The organism is Streptomyces sp. PA03-6a, assembly GCF_033792765.1.
Classification (GTDB): Bacteria; Actinomycetota; Actinomycetes; order Streptomycetales; family Streptomycetaceae; genus Actinacidiphila.
This window is the reverse complement of the sequence record NZ_JARAVK010000025.1, coordinates 1-21,486: the sequence shown is the minus strand read 5'-3', so window position 1 is coordinate 21,486 and position 21,486 is coordinate 1. Positions and strand designations below refer to the sequence as shown.

Genomic DNA, 21,486 nt, shown 5'->3' with positions numbered 1-21,486 from the left:
CCGGGGCGGCGGACCGTGGCGGGTATCCCCGCTCGTAGAAAGGCCGGACGGCGATGGCGGACATTCAGGCCAGGCGCATAGCCGCGTTCATCGAGCCGCTGCGTGTGAAGCCCGGATCCACCGTGGACCTGGCCAGGGACTTCGACCCCCGGTACAAGGGCAGCCTGAAGAAGCGGGACGGCGTCGGACTGCTCAGCACGGGCGTGTCGCTGCTGGCCGAGTACCAGGCGCGGCTGGCCGCCCAGGACACCTACGGGGTGCTGCTCTGCCTCCAGGCACTCGACGCCGGGGGCAAGGACGGCACCATCCGTCACGTCATGAGCGGGGTGAACCCGCAGGGCGTGCGGGTCAGCAGCTTCAAGGTGCCCTCCGCGGAGGAGCTCGACCACGACTACCTGTGGCGCTACGCGCAGCGGCTGCCCACGCGGGGCGAGATCGCGATCTTCAACCGCTCCCACTACGAGGAGGTCCTCGTCGTCCGGGTGCACCACGAGGTCCTCCAGCGGCAGAAGCTGCCGGAGCAGCCCAAGGGCGCGGGCATCTGGGAGCGCCGCTACCGGGAGATCAACAACTGGGAGCGCTACCTGACCGACAACGGCTTCAAGGTCGTCAAGGTCTTCCTCAACCTCTCCAAGGAGGAGCAGCGCGCCCGCTTCCTGAAGCGGATCGACCTCCCCGAGAAGAACTGGAAGTTCTCCGCCGCCGACGTGCGGGAGCGCCGCCACTGGGACGAGTACCAGAAGGCCTTCTCCGAGATGCTGTCGGCGACGAGCACCAAGCACGCCCCCTGGTACGTCGTCCCGGCGGACCGGAAGTGGTTCGCGCGGATCTGCGCCGCGGCGGTGCTCGCCCACACGCTGATGGAGATCGACCCCCGGTACCCCACGGTCGGCGAGGACGCCCGGCGCGACCTGCTCGCCGCCCGGCGGGAGTTGGAGGCCGAGGCCCCGCAAGGGGCGCCGGCCGACCCGTACGCGGCCCGGCGGCGGACGAAGGACGCGCGGCGCCCCTAGCCCCGGGGCCGACGGACCGCCGGACGCAGCGACCGGATCGGAGGCAGGACGATGACGGTGCAGCCCCACCCGGAGGGGGAACGGCCCGCGTCACCGGAGGGCTGGTACGCGCGGTCCCCGCAGGACGTCGCCATGGCGTTCGAGGTCGACCCGGACGCCGGCCTGCCGACGGCGCGGGTGACCGAACTGCTGGCCGCGCACGGCCCGAACGCGCTGCCCGAGGAGAAACCGCCGCCGGCGTGGCGGCGCTTCCTCGACCAGTACCGCAGCTACATGCAGATCATCCTGGTCGCCGCGGCCGTGGTCTCGTTCCTGATCTCCCAGTGGAGCACCGGCATCCTCCTGGTCCTGCTGACACTCCTCAACGCGGTCGTCGGGCTGCGCCAGGAGGGCAAGGCCGAGAGCGCGATGAACGCCCTGAAGTCGATGATGAAGGCGACCGCGCGGGTGCGGCGCGACGGCACCGAGTCGGAGATCCCGGCCGAGGGCGTCGTGGCGGGCGACATCGTGCTCATCGCCGCCGGCGACCAGGTGCCGGCCGACGGGCGGATCGTCCGGGCCAACGCCCTGCAGATCGACGAGTCCGCGCTGACCGGCGAGAGCGTCCCCGCCGTCAAGGACACCGGCGCCCTGCCCGCGGGTGCCACCCCCCTCGGGCCCGGCGACCAGACCAACATGGCCTTCATGAACACCCCCGTCACCCACGGGAGCGGCGTGCTGATCGTCACCGGCACGGGCTCGGGCACGGAGCTCGGGAAGATCTCCGGGATGCTGTCGGCCACCGCCAAGGAGCAGTCGCCGCTGACCAAGGAGCTCGACGACCTCACCCTGTGGATCGCCGCGGCCGCGGGCCTGACGATGGTCGTGATGTTCGCCCTCGGCCGTGCCCGTGGCCAGGAGTGGGACGCGCTGTTCGTCAGCGCGGTGTCCCTGGCCATCGCCGCGATCCCCGAGGCGCTGCCCACGGTGACCCAGGTGATCCTCTCGGTCGGCAGCCTCAACCTCGCCCGGCGCAACGCGATCGTGAAGGAACTGCCCTCGGTCGAGACCCTCGGCTTCACCTCCGCCATCAACTCCGACAAGACCGGCACCCTGACGATGAACCAGATGACCGCCGTCGAGGTGGTCAGCCCCACCGACCGCTACACCGTCTCCGGCACCGGCTACGGCCTGGAGGGCAGGATCCACCACGCCGCGGGCTCCTCCGCGGGCATCGAGGACGCGATCCTGCCGTACGTGCTGGCCAGCGACGCCAAGCTGGTGGACGGCACGGTGGTCGGCGACCCCACCGAGGGCGCGCTGCTCGTCCTCGGCCACAAGGCCGGGCTGGACATCGAGGCCACCCGCGAACGGCTGCCCCGGCTGGCCACCCTGCCGTTCGACCCCGGCTACAAGCTGATGGCCACCTTCCACTCGGCCACCGACGTCTCGGGCCGGCCGGTCGTACGGTGCTTCGTCAAGGGCGCGGCGCCGGCCGTGATGGCACGGGCCGCGACCGCGCTGTCCGCCGGTACGACCGTCCCCTGGGACGACGACCTCAGCCGGCGCGCCCAGGGGGCCACCGAGCGGATGGGCGGCGAGGGACGCCGCGTCATGGCCGCCGCCACCCGCGATCTGGACCCCGCAGGCTTCGACCCGGCCGGCGACCTCCTCGCCCTCGTCACCGACCTGCGGATGACCAGCCTCGTCGGCATGATCGACCCGCCCCGCGACGAGTCCCGGGACGCGGTGGCGGACGCCCAGGCCGCCCACATCAGGGTCCGCATGGTCACCGGCGACGACGTCACCACCGGCGCCGCCATCGCGCGGCAGCTCGGCATCCCCGGCGAGGCGATGCTCGGCGCGGACTTCGCCGCGCTGCCGGAGGAGGAACGGCTCGCCCGCATCGACGGCATCGGCGTGGTCGGACGGGTCGCCCCCGAGCACAAGGTCCTGCTCGCCGACACCCTCAAGAAGAAGGGCGAGGTGGTGGCGATGACCGGCGACGGCGTCAACGACGCCCCCGCCATCAAGGCCTCGGACATCGGCATCGCCATGGGCAGCGGCACCGACGTCGCCAAGAACGCCGGCCGCATGATCCTGTCCGACGACAACTTCGCCACGATCATCCACGCCGTGGAGGAGGGCAGGAAGCTCTACGACAACCTCACCAAGTACATCCGCTTCGTCCTCCTGCTGCTGGTCACCTTCGTCCTGACCTTCCTCGGCGCGACCCTGCTCAACATCGCCGCCGGTGAACCCTTCACCCCCGCCCAGGTCCTGTGGGTGCACTTCGTCGTCAACGCCCCCTTCGGCTTCGCCCTCGGCTTCGACCGGGAGAGCCCCGGCCTGATGCGCCGCACGCCCCGGCCCCGCGGGCAGTCCGTGCTCACCAGGCCCGTGCTGATCACCGTGGGGCTGAGCGGGCTGGCGGTCACCGTCATCCTGCTGGCCCTGATCAAGGTGGGGGAGAGCCACTTCCACAGCGCCGCCGTCGGCAACTCGATGGCCTTCACCGCCTTCGCGCTCTGCCTGATCGTGGCCGCGTTCGAGTGCCGCAGCGAAACCGCCTCCGTCCTCACGACCACCACCTTCGACAGCAAGCAGATGAACTGGGCGGCCCTGGGCGAGTTCGTCCTCGCCGTCCTGGTGACCCAGATGGACGGCTTCCGGCGCATCCTGGGCACCACCGGGATCAACCTGCGGCAGTTCGGCTGGGCCCTGCTGTCCGCCGTCGTCCTGCTGCTCCTGTGGGAGCTCGGCAAGCTCCTGGCACGCCGGGTGCAGGCGGCGGCCGCGGAGCGGGGCCGGGCGGCGCCGCTTCAGGTGCCCGCGGCGGGCAGTTCCAACCTGAGCTCGTAGCCGCCGTCGGCCGTCGGGCCCGAGGTGACGGTGCCGCCGAGCAGCGCGGCGCGTTGCCGCAGGCCCACGAGGCCGTAGTGGGCGCTGGGCAGGGGGAGCGCGGGCCGGGTGGGGGCGGTGTTGGTGACCGTGACCCGGACGGTGCCGCCCTGGCGGTGGATCCGGACCCGTGCGGAGGCCCCGGGCGCGTGCTTGCGCACATTGGTCAGCGCCTCCTGGACGGTGCGGTACACCGCGCGCTGCACCGTCGGCGGCAGCCCGTCCGGCAGGTCCGGCTGCAGCTCGGCCTCGATGCCGCTGCCGCTCACCAGCCGTTCCAGGTCCGCGAGGGAGGGCTGCGGGGTCAGCTCCGTCGGCCGGCCGCCGGCGGCGCGCAGCACGCTCACCATGTGCCGCAGCTCGTCCAGCGTCTGCACGCTCAGCCGCCGGATCGTCGCCGCGGCCTCCTTGACCTCGGCGTCCTGCGTGCCGACCTGGAGCGCCCCGGCCCGTACGGCGATCAGGCTGACCTGGTGGGAGACCACGTCGTGCATCTCCCGGGCGAGCTGGGCGCGCTCCTTGGCCAGTACGGTCTGCGCGGTAAGCAGCCGCTCGTGGTCACGGGCCTCCGAGATCTCGGTGAGCCGCAGCGACAGGTCCCGCCGGGCCTGCACGAGCTGGCCCAGGAAGACCGGTGCGGCGGCCGTCGCCGCGGTGTAGCTCAGGGTGATCAGGGTCGAGGGCTCGGACAGGTCGAACTTCGGCGCGGGCCACGGCGCCATGTCGGCGATCGTGAAGGCCAGCGCGCAGCCGGCCAGCAGCCACCGGCGCTGGGAGAGCGAGGCGAGGGTGTAGAGCGCGGCCAGCGTGGCGAAGGCCGCGTCCGAGACCAGCACGGCGGGCAGCGCCAGCACGAAGGTGACCAGCGGCAGACGCCGGCGCAGCATCAGGGCGACGGCGCCGCCCAGGGCGCACCCGAGGCGCACCGGCTCCTCGGGGTCGACGTTGACCCAGATGTCGAACAGCGCGACCGCGACGACGACGAGGTCCACCACCACGGGCGCCGGACGCCGGAACCTCATCCGCCCTCACCGTCCTGCGGTCGCTTGAGCAGCCCCGCGCGCTCCGCGAGCAGCGCGGCCTGCACCCGGCTGCCCACCTGCAGCTTGGTCAGGATGGCGCTCACATGATCCTTCACCGTGCCCGTCCCCAGGTGCATCCGCCCGGCGATGTCCGCGTTCGACAGGCCCTCGGCGACCAGGAGCAGGACGGCGCGCTCGCGCTCGGTCAGCCGGGCCACGCCACGGGCCGCCGACTCCTGCGGGCCGGCGCCCAGGTAGCCGTCCACGACCGTCCGGGTGACCTTGGACGACAGCACGGCACCGCCGTCGGCCAGGGTCCGCACCAGGAAGGGCAGTTCCTCAGGGTCGGTGTCCTTCAGCAGGAAACCGGCCGCGCCCGAGCGGAGCGCCGTGGTCACGTACTCGTCCATGTCGAAGGTCGTCAGCATCGCCACCACCGGAGGCTGCGGCAGCCGCCGGAGCCCGGCCAGGACGGTGAGGCCGTCCACGTCGGGCATCCTGATGTCCAGCAGGACGACGTCGGGCTGGGCGTCCTGCGCCGTACGGATCGCCTGCCCGCCGGGCACGGCACCCACGACCTCGATGTCGTCCGCCGCGTCGAGGATGCGCTGGAAGCCCGTACGGATCAGGGCCTCGTCGTCGACCACCAATACCCGGATCACGTGTGCTCCACTCACCACCGGACCCCTGCCCGATTCCTACCACGCCGCGCGCCGTCCGGCAGGGCACCGGGCCGCGTCCGCCCAGGTGACGGGGAGCGCCGGGCGGGGGCGGGTGCGGTTCCGGACGACTGCCCGACGGGGTGCCGCGGGCGGTTTCCACAACCCTGGAGCACTGACCAACGTAACACCGGGTGCGCCGCGGGCCACGGCGCGCGCGGTCCGGCGGTGCCCGGCAGGTTCGTGTCCCCCGTGCACCGCCCCGGCCCTCCGGCCCGGCCGATCAACCGGCGTCGTCCCGGGCGGGGAAACGGGCGAGTGCGACGGGCACCCAGGAACGGACCCTGACGTCGGGGTCGTCCGCGAGCCCGCGGATCGCCGGCAGGGTCTGCGGGCACCGTGCGGAACCGAGGCTGCTCAGCGCCGAGATCCGCACGCCCGGCGATGTGTCGGAGAGCAGCCCGGTCAGGACGTCGGCGGCCCGCGGATCGGTCCCGCAATGCCCGGTCAGCGCCCCCGCCACCGCGCGGCGGACGCCCTCGTCCGGGTCCCCGGCGGCCCGCGCGAGCCGTTCGACGTCGGACGCGTGCCGCACGTAGCCGAGCAGCCAGAACGCCGTCCGCCGCAGTTGCGGGTCCGGATCGAGGGTCCAGGGGAGCAGCAGTGCGCGGGCGGAGGCGGGGTCCTCCTCGGCGAGGTGGGTCAGCTGGGCCGTGAGGGAGTCCTGGTCGTCCCCGAGGTCCCGGGCGTGGGCGCGCAGCAGCGCGGGCAGCGAGGCGCGGCCCGCCGTGTGCACGAGGATCCCGGCGAGTACGGCGCGTGCGTACCAGCCCCGCGCCTCCACCGCGGCCGCGAGGTGGGCCTCCAGCGCCGGGACGAGGGCCGCGTCACGGGCGGCGAGCACCCGCGCCTCCAGCACGTGGAGGGCGTCGAGGTCCGCGTCGGGGTCCGCCAGTCCGGTGGCGAGGACCTCGAGGTCGGCGACCACCGTCTCGTCCACGGGGCGTCCCTCCCGGTCCGTGCTGCGGTACCGGGAGCCTACGGGCGCGGTACGACAGTGCCTGCGGGGCGTCAGTGGTGGAGGGCCGTCTTCGCGCGCTCCAGCGCGCCGCGGACCCCGGCCGAGAGGCTCTCGATGTCGTACGCGCGGTAGTGGCGGCGGCCGTTGATGAAGAACGTCGGGGTCCCCGACACATTGCTCAGGTCCGCGGACTCGGCGTCCTCGGCGACCCGGACCGCGACGGAGCGGGTCTCCACGTCGCGCCGGAAGCGCTCGATGTCGAGCCCGATCGCCGTGGCCAGCCGTTCGAGTCCCCGCGAGTCGAGCGCCTGGGGGTGGGCGAAGATCTGGTCGTGCATCTCCCAGAAGCGGTCCTGCTCGGCGGCGGCCTCCGTGGCGCGGGCGGCCTGGACGGCGTGGGGGTGCACGTCGGCGAGCGGCAGGTGGCGCCACACGTAACGGACGTCGCCGAAGTCGGCGAGCAGGTCGCGGATGACGGGCTCCGCCTCGCCGCAGTAGGGGCACTCGAAGTCGCCGTACTCGACGACGGTGACCAGGGCGTCGTGCGGGCCGCGGACGTGGTCGCGCTCCGGGTCCACGGGGACGGCCAGGTCCTCCAGTTGCTGCGACCTGCCGAGCAGCGCCCGCCGGCGCACCGCCCGGGGCAGCCGGTTCAGGACGAGCGTGACGCACCAGGTGAGCAGGAAGGAGAGGACCACCGCGGTGAGGATGCCGATCTTCGCCTCGGCGAGCCGTCCGCCCTGGAACGCGCGGTCCGCGATGAGGAGGGCGATGGTGAAGCCGATGCCGGAGATGGTGCCGCCGGCCGTCACCGCTCCCCAGCCGACCGCCGGGCGCAGCCGGCCGCGGCTGAGCCGGGTGGTCAGCGCGGAGGCGCCCACGATCCCGAGCGGTTTGCCCACCACGTACGCGACGACGATGCCGAGGGTGACGGGGGAGGTGAACGCGGCCGCCAACTGCCGTGCGTCGATGGTGATGCCGGCGTTGGCCAGGGCGAAGGCGGGGACGATGAGGTAGCTGGTCCAGGGCCGGAACAGCTCCTGCAGGCGGGAGTTGAGCGAGACCGACAGCGCCAGACCCCGCCGGGCGCTGCGCTCCAGTGCGGGTGTGGGCTGCTCCCTGAAACGCAGGTAGAGCGTGCTGGCCCGGCGCAGGTCGGCGCCGCGCGCCGGGTGGTCGCAGGCCATGAGACCGAGCGCCAGCCCCGTCACGACCGGGTCCACCCCGGAGCCGAGCAGGGCGAACCACACCGCCACGCCGGTCAGCGCGTAGGCGGCGCCGCGGAACTCGCCGCAGGTCCGCACGATGGAGTTGGCCGCCCCGATCCCGACGGCGAAGAGGCCGATGGCGACGAACAGTTCGGGCCACGAGATGCCGCTGGTGTACGCGAACGCGATGACGGCGAGCGCGATGAAGTCGTCGACGACGGACGCGGTCAGGATGAACGCCCGGGTGGCCGCGGGGAGTCTGCGGCCCAGCAGGGCGTACATCCCGAGGGCGAACGCGGTGTCGGTGGAGATCACGGTGCCCCAGCCGCGCGCTTGCGGGGTGCCGTGGGTGAAGGCGAGGTAGAGGGCGAGCGGTACGAGCATCCCGGCGAGTCCGGCCATGGTCGGCAGGGTGATCCGGGTCCGTTCGCGGAACTCGCCGAGGTCGAACTCCCGGCGGGCCTCCAGGCCCACGATGAAGAAGAACAGCGTCATCAGCCCGCTGTTGATCCACTCCCGCAGGTCGAGCGACACCCCCCGTGAGCCCAGCGTGAGCGACAGATGGGTGTGCCACACCGACTCGTAGTTGCCCGGCGCCAGGTTGGCCCAGGCCAGGGCGGCGACCGTGGCGGCCAGCAGGAAACCGGCGCCCGCCGTCTCGGTGCGCAGGAACCGCAGGCGCGGAGTGGTCACGCCGGGGCGGCGCGGAGTCTGCCCCGTTGCCCGCAGTGACGAGAACGCGCTCACCCGCACATCGTGGCACGAGCCCGCGACGGTGGCCTGTCGCACGGGCCCACGGGTCAGGACGGGGGCCCGGGCGGCGGTTCCGCGGCGCGCGGCCGCCCTACGCACGGTGACCGCTCCGGCGGCCGCGGGCCCGGCGGTTGGCGCCCCGGCGCCGGACGTTCGAGACTGCAAGGAGACGACTTCTTCCCGTACGGCCGGACAGGCGCCCACGACCCCTCGTGGCAGCGGGCCGCTGGGACGCGGATGGTCGTAGACCCTCAGGGGATCACATGGTGGACAAATCAGCCGAAGCCAGTCGGCGCGATCAGGATGACGCTTCAGCCGCCGGGGGCGATCGTGCCGGTCCGCGGACCGGCACGGAAAGGATCCTCGCGGAGACCCTGGCCGGCGTCGTCCACGTCGAGCAGGTCCGCGTCGACAGCCACTTCTTCGAGGACCTGGGCGCCGACTCCCTGGTGATGGCCCACTTCTGCGCACGGCTGAGGAAACGGCCGGACGCGCCGTCGGTGTCGATGAAGGAGATCTACCGCAACCCCACCGTCCGCAGCCTGGCGGCGGCCCTCGAGGAGGCCGCACCGGCCGCCTCCGCCACGGCGCCCGCCCCCTCCGGCTCCGTACGCGCCCCCTCCGCGGACGGCGCGCTTGGCGCGCCCGGCGTGAACGGGTACACCGGCGCCGACCCGTCGCGCGCCGCGGTGCCACGGCCGGCGGTGGGGCCGCCCTCCGGCACCCCCCACTACGTGCTGTGCGCGACGCTGCAGCTCGCCTTCTTCGTGGCGTACTCCTTCGGGGCCGCGCTCGTCCTCACCAAGGGCGTGGACTGGATCGCCGGGGCCTCGGGCCTGGTCGACACCTACCTGCGGGCGATCACCTTCGGCAGCATGACCTTCGTCGCGGTGTGCGTGCTCCCGATCGTCGCCAAGTGGGTGCTCGTCGGCCGGTGGCGGCCCCGGCAGATCCGCATCTGGAGCCTGTCCTACCTGCGCTTCTGGTGCGTCAAGACCCTCATCCGGTCGGATCCGCTGGTGTTCTTCCACGGGTCGCCGCTGTACACGCTCTACCTGCGGGCACTCGGCGCGAAGATCGGGCGCCGGGTCACCGTCCTGTCGCGGCGCGTGCCGGTCTGCACCGACCTGCTCACCATCGGTGAGGACACGGTGATCCGCAAGGACGTGTTCTTCTCCTGTTACCGCGCCGAGTCCGGGGTGATCCGGACCGGCCCCGTCACGCTCGGCAGGGACGTGCTGGTCGGCGAGGTGACGGTGATCGACATCGACACGGTCATGGGCGACGGCACCCAGCTCGGGCACGCCTCCTCGCTCCACGCCGGCCAGCGCGTCCCCGACGGCGAGCACTGGCACGGGTCCCCCGCCCAGCCCGCCGAGGTCGACTACCGGGCCGTCGGCCCCGCCCGCTGCGGCACCGCGCGCAGGGCGGGCTACTCCCTGTCGCAACTGCTGGGAGCGGTCCTGGTCTACGTACCGCTGGCCGTCGCCGGCTCGGTGCTGCTGTTCGCCGCCGTGCCGCAGTTCGCCTCGCTCCTGGAGCCGGACCCCAGGGCGCTGACGACCTGGTCGTTCTACTCCGACGCCCTGGTCACCTCCGTCGCCCTGTTCTTCGGCGCGGTGGTGCTCGGCCTGCTGTTCACGGTGACGGTCCCGCGCGTGCTGAACCGCGCCGTCCGGCCGGACACGGTCTACCCCCTGTTCGGCTTCCGGTACGGGATGCACCGGACCATCGGCTTCCTGACCAACCGGCGTTTCTTCAAGACGCTGTTCGGCGACAGCTCGGCCATCGTCCACTACCTCGGCGGCCTGGGCTACCGGCTCTCCCACGTGGAGCAGACCGGGTCGAACTTCGGCACGATCATGAAGCAGGACAACCCGTTCCTCAGCGCCGTCGGCCGGGGGACGATGGTGGCCGACGGACTGTCGATCATCAACGCCGACTTCTCCAGCTCGTCCTTCTGCGTCTCCCGCGTCACCATCGGGCCGCACAACTTCGTCGGCAACTACGTCGCCTACCCGTCGCAGGGCAGGACGGGGGACAACTGCCTCCTGGCGACCAAGGTCATGGTCCCGGTGGACGGGAAGGTGCGGGAGGGCGTCGGCCTGCTGGGCTCGCCCAGTTTCGAGATCCCGCGGTCCGTCCTGCGCGACAGCAAGTTCGACCACCTCAAGGACGGCGAGACCTTCCGGCGGCGCCTGGCGGCCAAGAACAAGCACAACGTCTCCACCATGGCGCTGCACCTGCTCGCGCGGTGGGTGTTCTTCTTCTGGGTGGCGCTCGTGGTGTCGGTGGCCGCGGACCTCTACGACGCGCTCGGGGTGTCGGTGATCGCGCTCGCCAACATCCTCACGCTCGCCTTCACGGTCGCCGACATGGTGCTGTCCGAACGCATCGCCACCGGCTTCCGGGGGCTGCGGCCGCTGTACTGCTCGATCTACGAACGTCCCTTCTGGCGGCACGAGCGGTACTGGAAGGTCACGAGCGTGAGCGAGGCGATCATGTTCTTCAACGGCACCCCCTTCAAGAGCGTCATCTGGCGCTGGCTCGGCGTCCGGGTGGGCCGGCGGGTCTTCGACGACGGCTGCTACTTCCCGGAGCGTTCCCTGGTCGCCGTCGGGGACGAGTGCGTCCTCAACGAGGGCAGCCGCATCCAGTGCCACTCCCAGGAGGACGGCACCTTCAAGTCCGACCACAGCGCCCTCGGGGCCGGCTGCACGCTCGGCGTCGGCGCCCTCGTGCACTACGGGGTGACGATGGGCGACGAGGCGGTCCTCGCGCCCGACGCCTTCCTGATGAAGGGCGAGGAGATGCCGCCGGGGGCCCACTGGGCCGGCAACCCCGCCCGGGAGATGCCGGACGTGCTGCCGGTGCCCCCGGCGCACCGCGACGCCGCGACCGCCGCCCGGACCGGCTGAGCGGCGGCGCCGCGCCGCGTCCGGTGACCGGCCGGGACCCCCGGTGGCACGCGCGTCCGATCGGGCCAACACTGGTGGAGTACGGGCAAATCGACTACGGCGGGCGCCACTCAGCCGTTGTGGGCCCGCCGGACGGGTGGGCAAGGTGACGACTTCCCCCTTCGGGTCCGGCGACCCGTTCTCCGACCTCTTCAACCGCTTCTTCGGGATGAGTCCCGCGGCATCGCCGCCCGCGGTCCAGCGCGTCCCCATCGGGCGCCTGCTCAGCGACTCCTCGAACGAACTGCTGGCGGCCGCCGCGAGCCGGGCGGCCGCCGACGGCGCCGACCTGGACACCGAGCACCTGCTGTGGGCGGCCACCCGCGTACCGGCGGGCAGGCAGCTGCTGGAGCAGGCGGGTGTGGACCCCGACCGGCTGGCCGAGGACGTGGGCGCGATCCTGCCCTCGGGCACCGGCAGCGGGGAGCCCGCGCTGACCCCGGCCGCGAAACGCGCCCTGCTCGCCGCCCACGCGCGCTCCCAGGCCTCCGGCGCCTCCTACATCGGCCCGGAGCACATCCTCGCCGCGCTCGCGGACGACCCCCGTTCCGGCCTCGAGATGCGCTCCGAGGGCGCCGATCCCACGGCCCTCGCAGGCAAGGGCGGCGGCCCCCGGTCCGCGCCGACCGACACCCCGACCCTGGACGAGTACGGCCGGGACCTCACCGAGGAGGCGCGCGCCGGACGGCTGGACCCGGTGATCGGCCGGGGCGAGGAGATCGAGCAGACCGTCGAGGTGCTGTCCCGGCGGACGAAGAACAACCCCGTGCTCATCGGCGACCCCGGCGTCGGCAAGACCGCCATCGTCGAGGGCCTCGCGCAGCGCGTCGTGGCCGGCGAGGTGCCCAGGACGCTCCGGGACCGCAGGGTGGTCGGCCTCGACCTGGCCGGACTCGTGGCCGGCTCCAAGTACCGGGGCGAGTTCGAGGAGCGCCTGAAGAAGGTGATCGACGAGGTCACCGCGGCGAAGAGCAGCGTCATCCTGTTCATCGACGAACTCCACACCGTCGTCGGCGCCGGGGCGGGCGGCGAGGGCGCCATGGACGCGGGGAACATCCTCAAACCCGCCCTGGCCCGCGGCGACCTGAGCGTGGTCGGCGCCACCACCATCGACGAGTACCGCAGGTACATCGAGAAGGACGCCGCCCTGGAGCGCCGCTTCCAGCCCGTGATGGTCCCCGAGCCCTCCGTCGACGAGACGGTCGAGATCCTGCGCGGGCTGCGCGACTCCTACGAGGCGCACCACCAGGTGCGTTACACCGACGAGGCACTGGACGCCGCGGCCGCCCTGTCCGACCGGTACGTCAGCGACCGCTTCCTGCCCGACAAGGCGATCGACCTCATGGACCAGGCCGGCGCCCGCGTGGGGCTGCGCTCCCTGGGCGGCCCGGGCCCGTCCGACGAGCTGGAGGAGCGCCTCACGAAACTCCGCCGCGAGAAGGACGAGGCCGTCAGCACCGAGGACTTCGAACGCGCCGGCGGTCTCAAGGAGCGGATCCGGGAGCTGGAGAACGAACGCGCCGCGGTCACCGCGGCACGGGAACAGCCCCCCGGCGTCACGGCCGAGGACATCGCCGAAGTGCTGTCCGCGCGCACCGGCATCCCCGTCTCCCAGCTGAACGAGACCGAACGCGACCGGCTGATGAAGCTGGAGGAGGACCTCCACCGGCGGGTGATCGGCCAGGACGAGGCGGTCGACGCCGTCGCCCAGGCCGTGCGCCGCGGCCGCGCCGGCATGGGCGACCCCGACCGGCCCACCGGCAGCTTCCTCTTCCTGGGACCGACCGGCGTCGGCAAGACGGAACTCGCCAAGGCGCTCGCCGAGCTGCTCTTCGGCGACCCCGAACGCATGATCCGCTTCGACATGAGCGAGTTCCAGGAGAAGCACACCGTCTCCCGGCTCGTCGGCTCCCCGCCCGGCTACGTCGGGTACGAGGAGGCCGGGCAGCTCACCGAGGCGGTGCGCCGCAAGCCGTACAGCGTCGTGCTGTTCGACGAGGTCGAGAAGGCCCACCCGGACGTCTTCAACCTGCTGCTGCAGGTGCTGGACGACGGGCGCCTCACCGACGCCCAGGGCCGCACGGTGGACTTCCGGAACACCGTGGTCATCATGACCAGCAACATCGCCTCCAAGCACATCCTCGACCACGAAGGGGCCGTCGACGACATCAGGGACGACCTGATGGCCGAGCTCCAGGCGCACTTCCGGCCCGAGTTCCTCAACCGCATCGACGAGATCATCGTCTTCCACGCGCTGACCCGGTCGGACCTCGTGCAGATCGTCGACCTCCTGCTGGAGCGCAGCCGCCGCAGGCTCCACGCCCAGCAGGTCGGCCTCGAGGTCACCCAGGCCGCCAAGGAGTGGCTGGCCGACCGGGGCTACCAACCGGAGTTCGGGGCGCGGCCGTTGCGCCGCACCATCCAGACCGAACTCGACAACAGGCTCTCCAACATGCTGCTCGACGGCACCCTCAACCCCGGGGACACGGTCGTCGCCGACGTCAAGGACGGGCAGCTGTCCCTCGGCCTCAAGGAGGGCGAACCGCGGGAGCCGGCCAAGGAGGCGGCGGCGTCGGACGGTTGACCCCGGCCCACCGCGCGGCTTCACGGGCGGGCATCCGCCACGGGCCCGCGCCCTTCCCTGAACCACACGGGGCGGGCGCCAGGAGGAGACGGAAATGACCGGTCACATGTACCTGGCCTACGACTACCCGGTCCTGGGCGCGTTCTGGACGATGATGTGGATCTTCCTGTGGGTGATCTGGATCTTCCTCATCGTCCGCGTCGTGATGGACGTCTTCCGCGACGACACCATGAACGGATGGGCCAAGGCGGCATGGCTGCTCTTCGTGCTCGTCCTCCCCTTCGTCGGGATCCTCGCCTACCTCCTCTTCCGCGGCTCGGGCATGGGCAACCGCGAGGCGGAGCAGGCGCGCACCCGCCAGAAGGCGTTCGACGACTACATCCGCGAGACCGCGGGCGGCGCCGGCACGGCGACGGGCGGGGTCGACGCGCTCGCCAAGCTCTCGGAGCTCAAGGCGAGGGGCGACCTGACCGAGGAGGAGTTCCAGCGCTTCAAGGAGAAGGTCCTGCACTGAGCCGTCCCAGCCCTTCGTCCCGCGGCGGTGTCCGCCGCCGCGGGCACCGCCGGGAGACACCATGAACGCACCGTACGGACACGCCACGCCGCAAGGGACGGCCGACCCCGACGAGGTGCTCGGCAAGCTGGGGGGCTCCTGGGGGTGGTCCCTCGGCTTCGGCCTCGCGACGCTCGTGGCGGGGGTGATCGTGCTCGTCTGGCCGGACGAGACGCTGCACGTGCTGGCGGTCGTCATCGGCCTGTACCTGCTGGTCACGGGGGTCTTCCACTTCGTCACGGCGTTCTCCCGCCGGGACGGCGGCAGCAGGGTGACGGCGGTGATCGTCGCGGTGGTCGCCGTGCTCGCGGGGGTGCTGTGCCTGCGGCACCCGCTGCAGACCGCCGCCGTGCTCTCCCTCGTCCTCGGTGCCTACTGGCTGGTGTCCGGCCTGCTCGTGGGCTTCATCGCCGTGGCGGGACGGGACATGCCGCACAGGGGCATGGCCTTCGCCGTGGCCGCGCTCGGCGTCGTCGCGGGGATCGTCGTGCTCGCCTTCCCCGTGCAGTCGGCGGTCGCGCTGGCCCGGCTGGTCGGGCTGTGGCTCGTCCTGCTCGGCCTGGCCGAGGTGGCGGCGGCGCTCGCGCTGCGCTCCCTCGCGAAACGGCCGGCGTCCGCGCCTCCGCACACGTGATCAGGGCCACGCGTCGTCGGCGGCGGCCCGCAGGGGCGGGACCGGGGTCTGCAGGGACTGCTCGGCCCAGATGGTCTTGCCCTCGCCGTGGTAGCGGGTGCCCCACTGGTCGGCGCAGCGGGAGATGATGAACAGGCCGCGCCCGCTCTCGTCCAGGGTGCGGGCGTGCTTCAAGTGCGGCGCGCTGGCTCCCGCGTCGCTGACCTCGCAGGTCAGCGTGGCGTCCAGCACGAGCCGCAGTTGCAGGGGCGGGGCCCCGTACCGCACCGCGTTGCCGACCAGTTCGCTGACGATCAGCTCCGTGGTGAAGGCTGTCTCCTCGTCGACCCCCCACTGCGCCAGCCGGCGCCGCGCCAGCGACCGCGCGATGGGCGCCGCCTCCGCGTCACTGGGCAGCGGGCAGGTCAGCACCCTGTCGCCGGGGAACCCCCGGGTGCGGGCGAGCAGCATGAGCAGGTCCCCGGGCTGGCTGCCGTTCCTGATGGCGTACGCGAAGGCGTCGCTCAGCTCCTGCAGCGGGCCCCGTCCGTACCGCTCCAGCAGGCCGTGCAGCGTTCCGGAGCGGGGGTGGAGCAGGTCCGTCAGCGGGGAGATGCCGAACAGCAGGGTGGTGTGCTCGGGGAGCGCGACCGTGGTGGCGGAGAAGGGGGTGTTGCTCGTCTCCGCCAGCAGCGGACCGGCAGAGACGGACAGCGACTCGATCGCGCCGTCGGGGAAGACGGCGATCGGCTGCGGGTGGCCCGCGAGGGCGATCGTGCAGGTGAGGTCGAGCGGGTCGTAGACGGCGATGACGCACTCCGCGGTCAGCGGCTCGCGGTGCAGGGGGTCCCCGGCGGGCAGCGCCGCCCGCTCCTCGGCCAGCCGGGTCGCCGTGTCGCTCAGCCGGGCCAGCAGTTCCTCGGGCTGCAGGTCGAGCGCGGCCAGGGAGTGGATCACCGTACGCAACTGCCCCATGGTGGTGGCGGCCTCGACGCCCCGGCCCTTGACGTCACCGGCGACCAGGGCCGTCCGTGCCCCGGGCAGCGGGATCACGTCGAACCACGCCCCTCCGCCCTCCATGCCCGGCAGGTGGAGGTGGGACGTCTCCAGCGCGATCCGCGGCGCCGGCCGCTGCGGCAGCAGCCGGCGCTGCACGGTCGCGGCGATGGTGCGCTCGCGGGTGAAGCGCCGGGCGTTCTCGATGCACAGCGCCGCGTGGGTGCACACGTCCAGCGCCAGCCTGACGTCCTCCTCGTCGAAGAGGTCCTCGCCGTCGTGCCGGTAGAAGCTGACCAGACCCAGCGCCTCACCGCGCACCGCCAGCGGCGCCACGATCAGGGAGTGCACGTTCTGCCGGCGGATCGCGTCGGCCCGCGCCGGGTCCGCCGCCAGCCACATGCTGTTCTCGTCCACCGGGATGAGCCGCGGCTGCAGATCGGCCAGCACGCGGGCGAACGGGGTGCCGTAGGGCAGGTGCCGGACGTCCCCCACGGGGTACGCCGAGATCTTCCCGCGGTAGGCGGCCCTGCGCAGCGGCACGTCGCGGTCGACGGGGACCAGCGGCGGCACCTCGCCGCGCACGACGTCCTCCACCACCTCCACCACCACGATCCCGGCGAACGCCGGGACCACCGCCTCCGCGAGCTCCTCGCAGACCGCGACCACGTCCAGCCGCTGCCCCACCCGCTCGCGCACCGCGTCCAGGACGGCCATCCGCCGGCGGCTCGTCTGCCGCTCGGTGACGTCGGAGGCCGCGGCCACCAGCCCCAGCACCTCGCCGTGCGGGCCCTCCAGACGGAAGACGGACGTGAGGTACATGCGCCGGTGCGGCCGGCCCTGGCCCAGTGCGCCGCGCACCAGGCGGTTCACCACCGGCTCCCCGGTCTCCAGCACCCGCCGGGCGACCTCCTCCTCCGTCACCGGGTCGTCCAGCTGGAACACCTCGCCGAAGTGCCGCCCCGGGCTCAGCTGGGCGTCGTGCAGCGCCCGCGTCGCGCTGTTCATCCGCACCAGGCGCAACTGGTCGTCGAGGACGTGCAGACCCACCGGGGCCTGCGAGAACATCACCTTCAGCAGCGCCATGTCCCGCACGCCGAGGGCGTCGCCGCCCGCGCGCACCTCCCACATCACGCAGGCACCGCACAGAAGCGGCCTGACCAGCAGCTCGCTGTGGCCGAGGGCGGATCCGGGCGCGCGGACGAGGTCGGCGACGGGCCGTCCCACGGCCCGGTCGGCGGGCAGGCCGAACACCTCCTCGGCCTTGGGCCGCCACTCGGCCACCCGCCCGTCCTCGTCGACGAGCAGGAGCACGTCACCGCTACCCGCCATCCGCACGCACCTCCCACCTCACCCTCTCCCACCCCACCAGCCCCCGCACCCTGGCGTTTCCCCACGGCGGAGGGTCCGCCGCCGCGACCGTGTCAGGAGGTGAGGAGCCGCTCATCGGACGGTGCGGGGGAGGGCGAGGGGAACCCGTCGCGGTACTGCACCGCGATCATGGCGATGTCGTCGTCGAGCTTGATGGCCCCGCCGCCCACATGCAGGGAGAGCCCGTCGAGCACGTGCTGGAGCAGTTCCTCCGGACGGGAGCCCGGCCAGTCGGCCACGTGGGCGCCCAGGTCGTAGAACTGGCCGTCGTCGTTGCGGGCCTCGATGGCGCCGTCGGTGTAGAGCAGCAGCGTCGCCTCACGGCCGAAGGGAAAGGTGTCGACGACGTAGTCCTCGGCGTTCAGGCTCCCCAGGCCGAGCGGGGGAGAGGGCACGGCCGGGGACAGCAGCAGGGTGTCGGACCGCTGCGCCATGTAGGGCGGGGGGTGCCCGCAGGTGACCATGTGGATCTCGGCGCAGCCGTCGGGGACCTCCAGGACCAGCGCGGTGATGAACCGTTCCACGGCGTCGCTGTCGGTGCGGCCGGTCTCCTCGAAGTGGCCGCGCACCGCGTGCTCCAGGTCCGCCACCAGCTCCGGGAGCGAGCCGAACCTGCGCGCGGCCCCCCGGAACGCCCCGAGCAGGGCCTCCGCGTCCTCGACCGCCGGCAGCCCCTTGCCCTTGACGTCCCCGATCAGGAAACGGACCCCCGCCGCGCTCCGGGCCACCGCGTACAGGTCCCCGCCGATCTGCGCGTATGGATGGGAGGCGTGGTACGTCGCCCGCACGAGCAACGGCCCGATGCGCGGGGGCAGCGGGCGCAGCAGGACGCGCTGGATGGTGTCGGACACGATCCGCACCTCCATCAGCTCCCGGACGCTGCGGTCCCGGATGCTGCGGGAGGCGATGACGAAGGCCGAGACGAGGAGGATCTCCAGCTGGTGGACGGCGGGGATGGAGGTGCCCAGCAGGTTGTCGTGGACGTCCAGCACGAAGGCGGCGACGCAGGACAGGGCGGCGCTCAGGGTCGTCGTCCCCGGCCCCGCCAGCACAGCCGTGGTGGCGGGGACCACCACCATCAGCGAGGCCAGGTGCTCGGTGGGCGGCAGTATGAAGCCGGTGACCATGATCGCGCCGATCATGAACAGGGCCAGCGCGAGCGGCCCGTGGCCCTGGGTCACCTGCGTCACCCAGGAGGGGCCGGGCCCTGAGCCCGGCGCGGCCGCCCGCCGTCCGGGCAGCCGCCGCAGGCGGTGCGTGAGACTGCCCTTCATCGCGGCTCCGGGTCCCTGACGGGGCCGGGGGCCGCGGCGCGAAGGTCGTCCTCCACCGCTGGCGCTCCCATACACCGAATGTACGCCCGGCAAACATCTCCGGTCATAACACCACTTAATGGCGGCATTCGGAAAAAGTGGACCGAGCGAGGAAGGAAGGCGGCGGTGCGCCCTCCCCGGAGGCCGGGGACCGTCAGCCCGTGAACGCCTCGACCAGGGTCCAGACGGCCAGACCCGCCATGCAGGCGCCGCCGATGCGCTGGACGGTCTTCAGCGGCACCTTCTTGGCGATGAACCGGCCCACCACCAGGGCCAGGGCGGAAACCGACATCAGGGCCGCGGCCGAGCCGACGGCCGTGGGCAGCCAGCCGTTGGTGGCGGCGAGGTTGGCGGTGGTGATCTGCGTGAGGTCGCCCCACTCGCCGATGAAGACGGCCATGAAGGCGGTGGAGTACACCGGCCAGAAACCGGTCACGGTCCTGCCGGCCTCGTCGTGGTCGTCGTCGCCCCCGCTGCGCAGCAGCATCACGGCGCCGAAGGCGAACAGGGCGGCGGAGACGAGCTTCACGGCCATGTTCGGCAGCATGCTGATCAGGCTGCCGGCGCCCACCGCGATGGCCACGTGCACGATGAAGGCGGTCGAGGTGCCGAACCAGACGTACAACGGGCGCATGCGTGTGCCCATCGCCAGTGAGGCGAACATCGTCTTGTCCGGGAGCTCGGCGAGGAAGATCAGCCCGAAGGCGGTGACGAGCGCCAGGGGGTCGAAGGTCATTCCGGTGCTTTCTGCTGGGGCCGGACCGCGGACTCGACGGCACCCAGGGGGCGACGGGAAGCGCCAACGGCCCGGCACGACGGTGCGGCCCGCACGGCGGTGCGGACCACGTCTTGCCTTGGCCGAAGGTCTCGTCCACCCCCGCACCCGGTGCGGCGGCCCGGTGGCCGGGACGTCCAGGACGTCCAGTGTGTCGACCAGCCGGTATTGCGGGACTACTCCCCTTCGCTGCAGCCCAGTGTACCCAACGCACGGATCGTCCCCGCCGGCCCGGCGGCGGACGTGCGCGCCCTTGTGCGACGCCCGCCCGTTCGGTCGGCGGCGCGGGATACTGGCCGCATGAAGCTGACGGTGTTCTGGGAACGGATGCGCACGCACTTCGGCGAGACGTACGCCGATTCCTTCGCGCGCGACCACGTGATGTCCGAGCTCGGCGGCCGGACCGTGCACCAGGCACTGGACGAGGGCTGGGAGACCAAGGACGTGTGGCGGGCGGTCTGCGCGGCCGTCGACGTTCCGGCCTCGCGCCGCTGATCACGGGGTGGGACTGGGGTCGTGGCGGGAAGCGACGAGACGATAGCCGGGGCGGCCGCGGGTCCGCGGACGCCGGGGGAGCCCGGGGACCCGGGACACGGAACGGGTGCCGGGGAGGGCGCGGGGGGTTCCGCGATGCCGCGGTGGCTGCCGAAGGCGATGCTGCTGGCGATCGCGCTGCTGGCCGCCTTCCAACTGGCGAACTGGGCGTTCCACCAGGTCATCGGGTTGCTGGTGAACATCCTGCTGGCCTTCTTCGGCGCCCTGGCGATCGAGCCGGCGGTGGACTGGATGGCCGCGCGCGGCATGCGCAGGGGGTGGGCGACCGGGCTGGTGTTCCTGGTCGTGCTCGCCGCGGGCGGGATCTTCGTGGTGCTGCTCGGTTCCCTGCTGGTGGACCAGATCACCTCGATCGGGCGCAATCTGCCGGAGTACGTCGACGACGTGGTCGTGTGGGTCAACCACACCTTCGGCACCGACCTGTCCGTCGGCAAGGTGCAGGAGAACGTGCTGCACTCCGACTGGCTGCGCACCTACGTGCAGCGGCAGGCGGGCAACGTGTGGGGGCTGTCGGCGACGGTCCTCGGCGGGGTCTTCCAGGTGCTGACGATCAGCCTGTTCACCTTCTACTTCGCCGCCGACGGGCCCCGGATACGCCGTGCCGTGTGCTCGGTGCTGCCGCCCGCCCGGCAGGCCGAGGTGCTGCGGGCCTGGGAGATCGCGGTGGCCAAGACCGGCGGCTACCTGTACTCGCGGGCGCTGATGGCGCTGATCTCGGCCGTCTCCCACTACGTGCTGTTCGTGATCATCGGGGTGCCGTACGCGCCGGCGCTGGCGGTCTGGGTCGGCGTGGTCTCGCAGTTCGTGCCGACGGTCGGCACGTACCTGGCGGGGGCGCTGCCGATGCTGATCGCGTTCACGCAGGACCCGTGGGACGCGGTGTGGGTGCTCGGCTTCGTCGTGGTCTACCAGCAGTTCGAGAACTACGTGCTGCAGCCGCGGATCACCGCGCGCACCGTCGACATCCACCCCGCGGTGGCCTTCGGGTCGGTGATCGCCGGCACGGCGCTGCTGGGGGCGGTGGGCGCGCTGGTGGCGATCCCGGCGACGGCGACGCTGCAGGGCTTCCTCGGGGCGTACGTGAAGCGGTACGCCGTCACGGACCCGCGGGCGCACGGGCCGCAGCGGCGGCCGCTGTTCCGGTTGCGGCCGCGCCGGACCGGCCGGGGGAGCGGGCCGGGCGACGGGCAGGGCGACGGGCAGGGCGACGGGC

At 72.6% G+C, this 21,486-nt stretch carries 15 protein-coding genes; 8 read left to right on the top strand and 7 right to left on the bottom strand.

Annotation, left to right across the window (positions count from 1 at the left end; genetic code table 11):
* Positions 1 to 53: 53 nt before the first annotated feature.
* Together PV350_RS09030 and PV350_RS09025 are read left to right on the top strand one after the other, a co-directional pair.
* Positions 54 to 1,013 carry a polyphosphate kinase 2 family protein gene (locus tag PV350_RS09030; RefSeq protein WP_500333324.1) on the top strand — a complete coding sequence of 320 codons (960 nt, stop codon included), beginning with the start codon at positions 54 to 56 and terminating at the stop codon, positions 1,011 to 1,013.
* 51 nt (positions 1,014 to 1,064) lie between these two features.
* Entirely contained in the window at positions 1,065 to 3,854 is a 2,790-nt protein-coding gene (locus tag PV350_RS09025) for a cation-translocating P-type ATPase (protein ID WP_500333323.1), read from the top strand.
* On the opposite strand, the gene PV350_RS09020 is transcribed toward PV350_RS09025, so the two are convergent.
* The 4 genes from PV350_RS09020 to PV350_RS09005 all read right to left on the bottom strand — a co-directional run bounded on the left by PV350_RS09020 (position 3,815) and on the right by PV350_RS09005 (position 8,550).
* Positions 3,815 to 4,915: a sensor histidine kinase gene (locus PV350_RS09020; protein ID WP_499514377.1), complete on the bottom strand. Its 1,101-nt coding sequence runs from the start codon at positions 4,913 to 4,915 to the stop codon at positions 3,815 to 3,817. The two genes, PV350_RS09025 and PV350_RS09020, sit on opposite strands and share 40 nt — an antisense overlap.
* Complete coding sequence (locus PV350_RS09015; RefSeq protein WP_499514378.1) at positions 4,912 to 5,577, bottom strand: response regulator; 666 nt, start codon at positions 5,575 to 5,577, stop codon at positions 4,912 to 4,914. Before PV350_RS09015 ends, PV350_RS09020 begins: the two co-directional genes overlap by 4 nt.
* Positions 5,578 to 5,857: 280 nt before the next feature.
* On the bottom strand, positions 5,858 to 6,574 hold the full coding sequence (locus tag PV350_RS09010) for a HEAT repeat domain-containing protein (RefSeq protein WP_500333322.1): 717 nt from the start codon (positions 6,572 to 6,574) through the stop codon (positions 5,858 to 5,860).
* Positions 6,575 to 6,645: 71 nt separating this feature from the next.
* Complete coding sequence (locus tag PV350_RS09005; protein WP_500333321.1) at positions 6,646 to 8,550, bottom strand: Na+/H+ antiporter NhaA; 1,905 nt, start codon at positions 8,548 to 8,550, stop codon at positions 6,646 to 6,648.
* A 269-nt stretch (positions 8,551 to 8,819) separates the two neighbouring features.
* Between PV350_RS09005 and PV350_RS09000 the strand changes: the two genes are divergently transcribed.
* The 4 genes from PV350_RS09000 to PV350_RS08985 all read left to right on the top strand — a co-directional run bounded on the left by PV350_RS09000 (position 8,820) and on the right by PV350_RS08985 (position 15,284).
* Positions 8,820 to 11,474, top strand: coding sequence for a Pls/PosA family non-ribosomal peptide synthetase (locus tag PV350_RS09000; RefSeq protein ID WP_500333320.1), 2,655 nt, complete (start codon positions 8,820 to 8,822; stop codon positions 11,472 to 11,474).
* Positions 11,475 to 11,619: 145 nt separating this feature from the next.
* The gene (locus PV350_RS08995) at positions 11,620 to 14,097 is read left to right on the top strand and encodes an ATP-dependent Clp protease ATP-binding subunit (protein ID WP_499514381.1); all 2,478 of its coding nucleotides are present in this window, start codon (positions 11,620 to 11,622) and stop codon (positions 14,095 to 14,097) included.
* 94 nt (positions 14,098 to 14,191) lie between these two features.
* A complete protein-coding gene (locus tag PV350_RS08990; protein WP_500333319.1) occupies positions 14,192 to 14,611 on the top strand; it encodes an SHOCT domain-containing protein in 420 nt (139 codons plus the stop codon).
* Between the two features lie 61 nt (positions 14,612 to 14,672).
* Positions 14,673 to 15,284, top strand: coding sequence for an HdeD family acid-resistance protein (locus PV350_RS08985; protein ID WP_500333318.1), 612 nt, complete (start codon positions 14,673 to 14,675; stop codon positions 15,282 to 15,284).
* On the opposite strand, the gene PV350_RS08980 is transcribed toward PV350_RS08985, so the two are convergent.
* From PV350_RS08980 to PV350_RS08970, 3 genes are all read right to left on the bottom strand, one after another.
* Positions 15,285 to 17,591 (bottom strand): SpoIIE family protein phosphatase, encoded by a 2,307-nt coding sequence (locus PV350_RS08980; protein ID WP_500333317.1) that lies wholly within the window; start codon positions 17,589 to 17,591, stop codon positions 15,285 to 15,287.
* 92 nt (positions 17,592 to 17,683) lie between these two features.
* Complete coding sequence (locus PV350_RS08975) at positions 17,684 to 18,904, bottom strand: PP2C family protein-serine/threonine phosphatase (RefSeq protein WP_499514385.1); 1,221 nt, start codon at positions 18,902 to 18,904, stop codon at positions 17,684 to 17,686.
* A gap of 193 nt (positions 18,905 to 19,097) precedes the next feature.
* Entirely contained in the window at positions 19,098 to 19,679 is a 582-nt protein-coding gene (locus PV350_RS08970) for a TMEM165/GDT1 family protein (RefSeq protein WP_499514386.1), read from the bottom strand.
* A gap of 339 nt (positions 19,680 to 20,018) precedes the next feature.
* On the opposite strand from PV350_RS08970, the gene PV350_RS08965 reads away from it, so the two are divergent.
* A complete protein-coding gene (locus PV350_RS08965; RefSeq protein WP_499514387.1) occupies positions 20,019 to 20,213 on the top strand; it encodes a DUF3046 domain-containing protein in 195 nt (64 codons plus the stop codon).
* Between the two features lie 135 nt (positions 20,214 to 20,348).
* On the top strand, positions 20,349 to 21,486 hold a 1,138-nt coding region (locus tag PV350_RS08960), incomplete at its 3' end, for an AI-2E family transporter (protein ID WP_500333316.1).

What these genes read in the sequence shown, in the direction of transcription:
- PV350_RS08985 (WP_500333318.1), top strand. Translation starts at nt 14,673, where the DNA reads ATGAACGCACCGTACGGACACGCCACGCCGCAAGGGACGGCCGACCCC.
- PV350_RS09030 (WP_500333324.1), top strand. Translation starts at nt 54, where the DNA reads ATGGCGGACATTCAGGCCAGGCGCATAGCCGCGTTCATCGAGCCGCTG.
- PV350_RS09000 (WP_500333320.1), top strand. Translation starts at nt 8,820, where the DNA reads ATGGTGGACAAATCAGCCGAAGCCAGTCGGCGCGATCAGGATGACGCT.
- PV350_RS09020 (WP_499514377.1), bottom strand. Translation starts at nt 4,915, where the DNA reads ATGAGGTTCCGGCGTCCGGCGCCCGTGGTGGTGGACCTCGTCGTCGTC.
- PV350_RS08980 (WP_500333317.1), bottom strand. Translation starts at nt 17,591, where the DNA reads ATGGCGGGTAGCGGTGACGTGCTCCTGCTCGTCGACGAGGACGGGCGG.
- PV350_RS08990 (WP_500333319.1), top strand. Translation starts at nt 14,192, where the DNA reads ATGACCGGTCACATGTACCTGGCCTACGACTACCCGGTCCTGGGCGCG.
- PV350_RS09025 (WP_500333323.1), top strand. Translation starts at nt 1,065, where the DNA reads ATGACGGTGCAGCCCCACCCGGAGGGGGAACGGCCCGCGTCACCGGAG.
- PV350_RS08970 (WP_499514386.1), bottom strand. Translation starts at nt 19,679, where the DNA reads ATGACCTTCGACCCCCTGGCGCTCGTCACCGCCTTCGGGCTGATCTTC.
- PV350_RS08965 (WP_499514387.1), top strand. Translation starts at nt 20,019, where the DNA reads ATGAAGCTGACGGTGTTCTGGGAACGGATGCGCACGCACTTCGGCGAG.
- PV350_RS08975 (WP_499514385.1), bottom strand. Translation starts at nt 18,904, where the DNA reads ATGAAGGGCAGTCTCACGCACCGCCTGCGGCGGCTGCCCGGACGGCGG.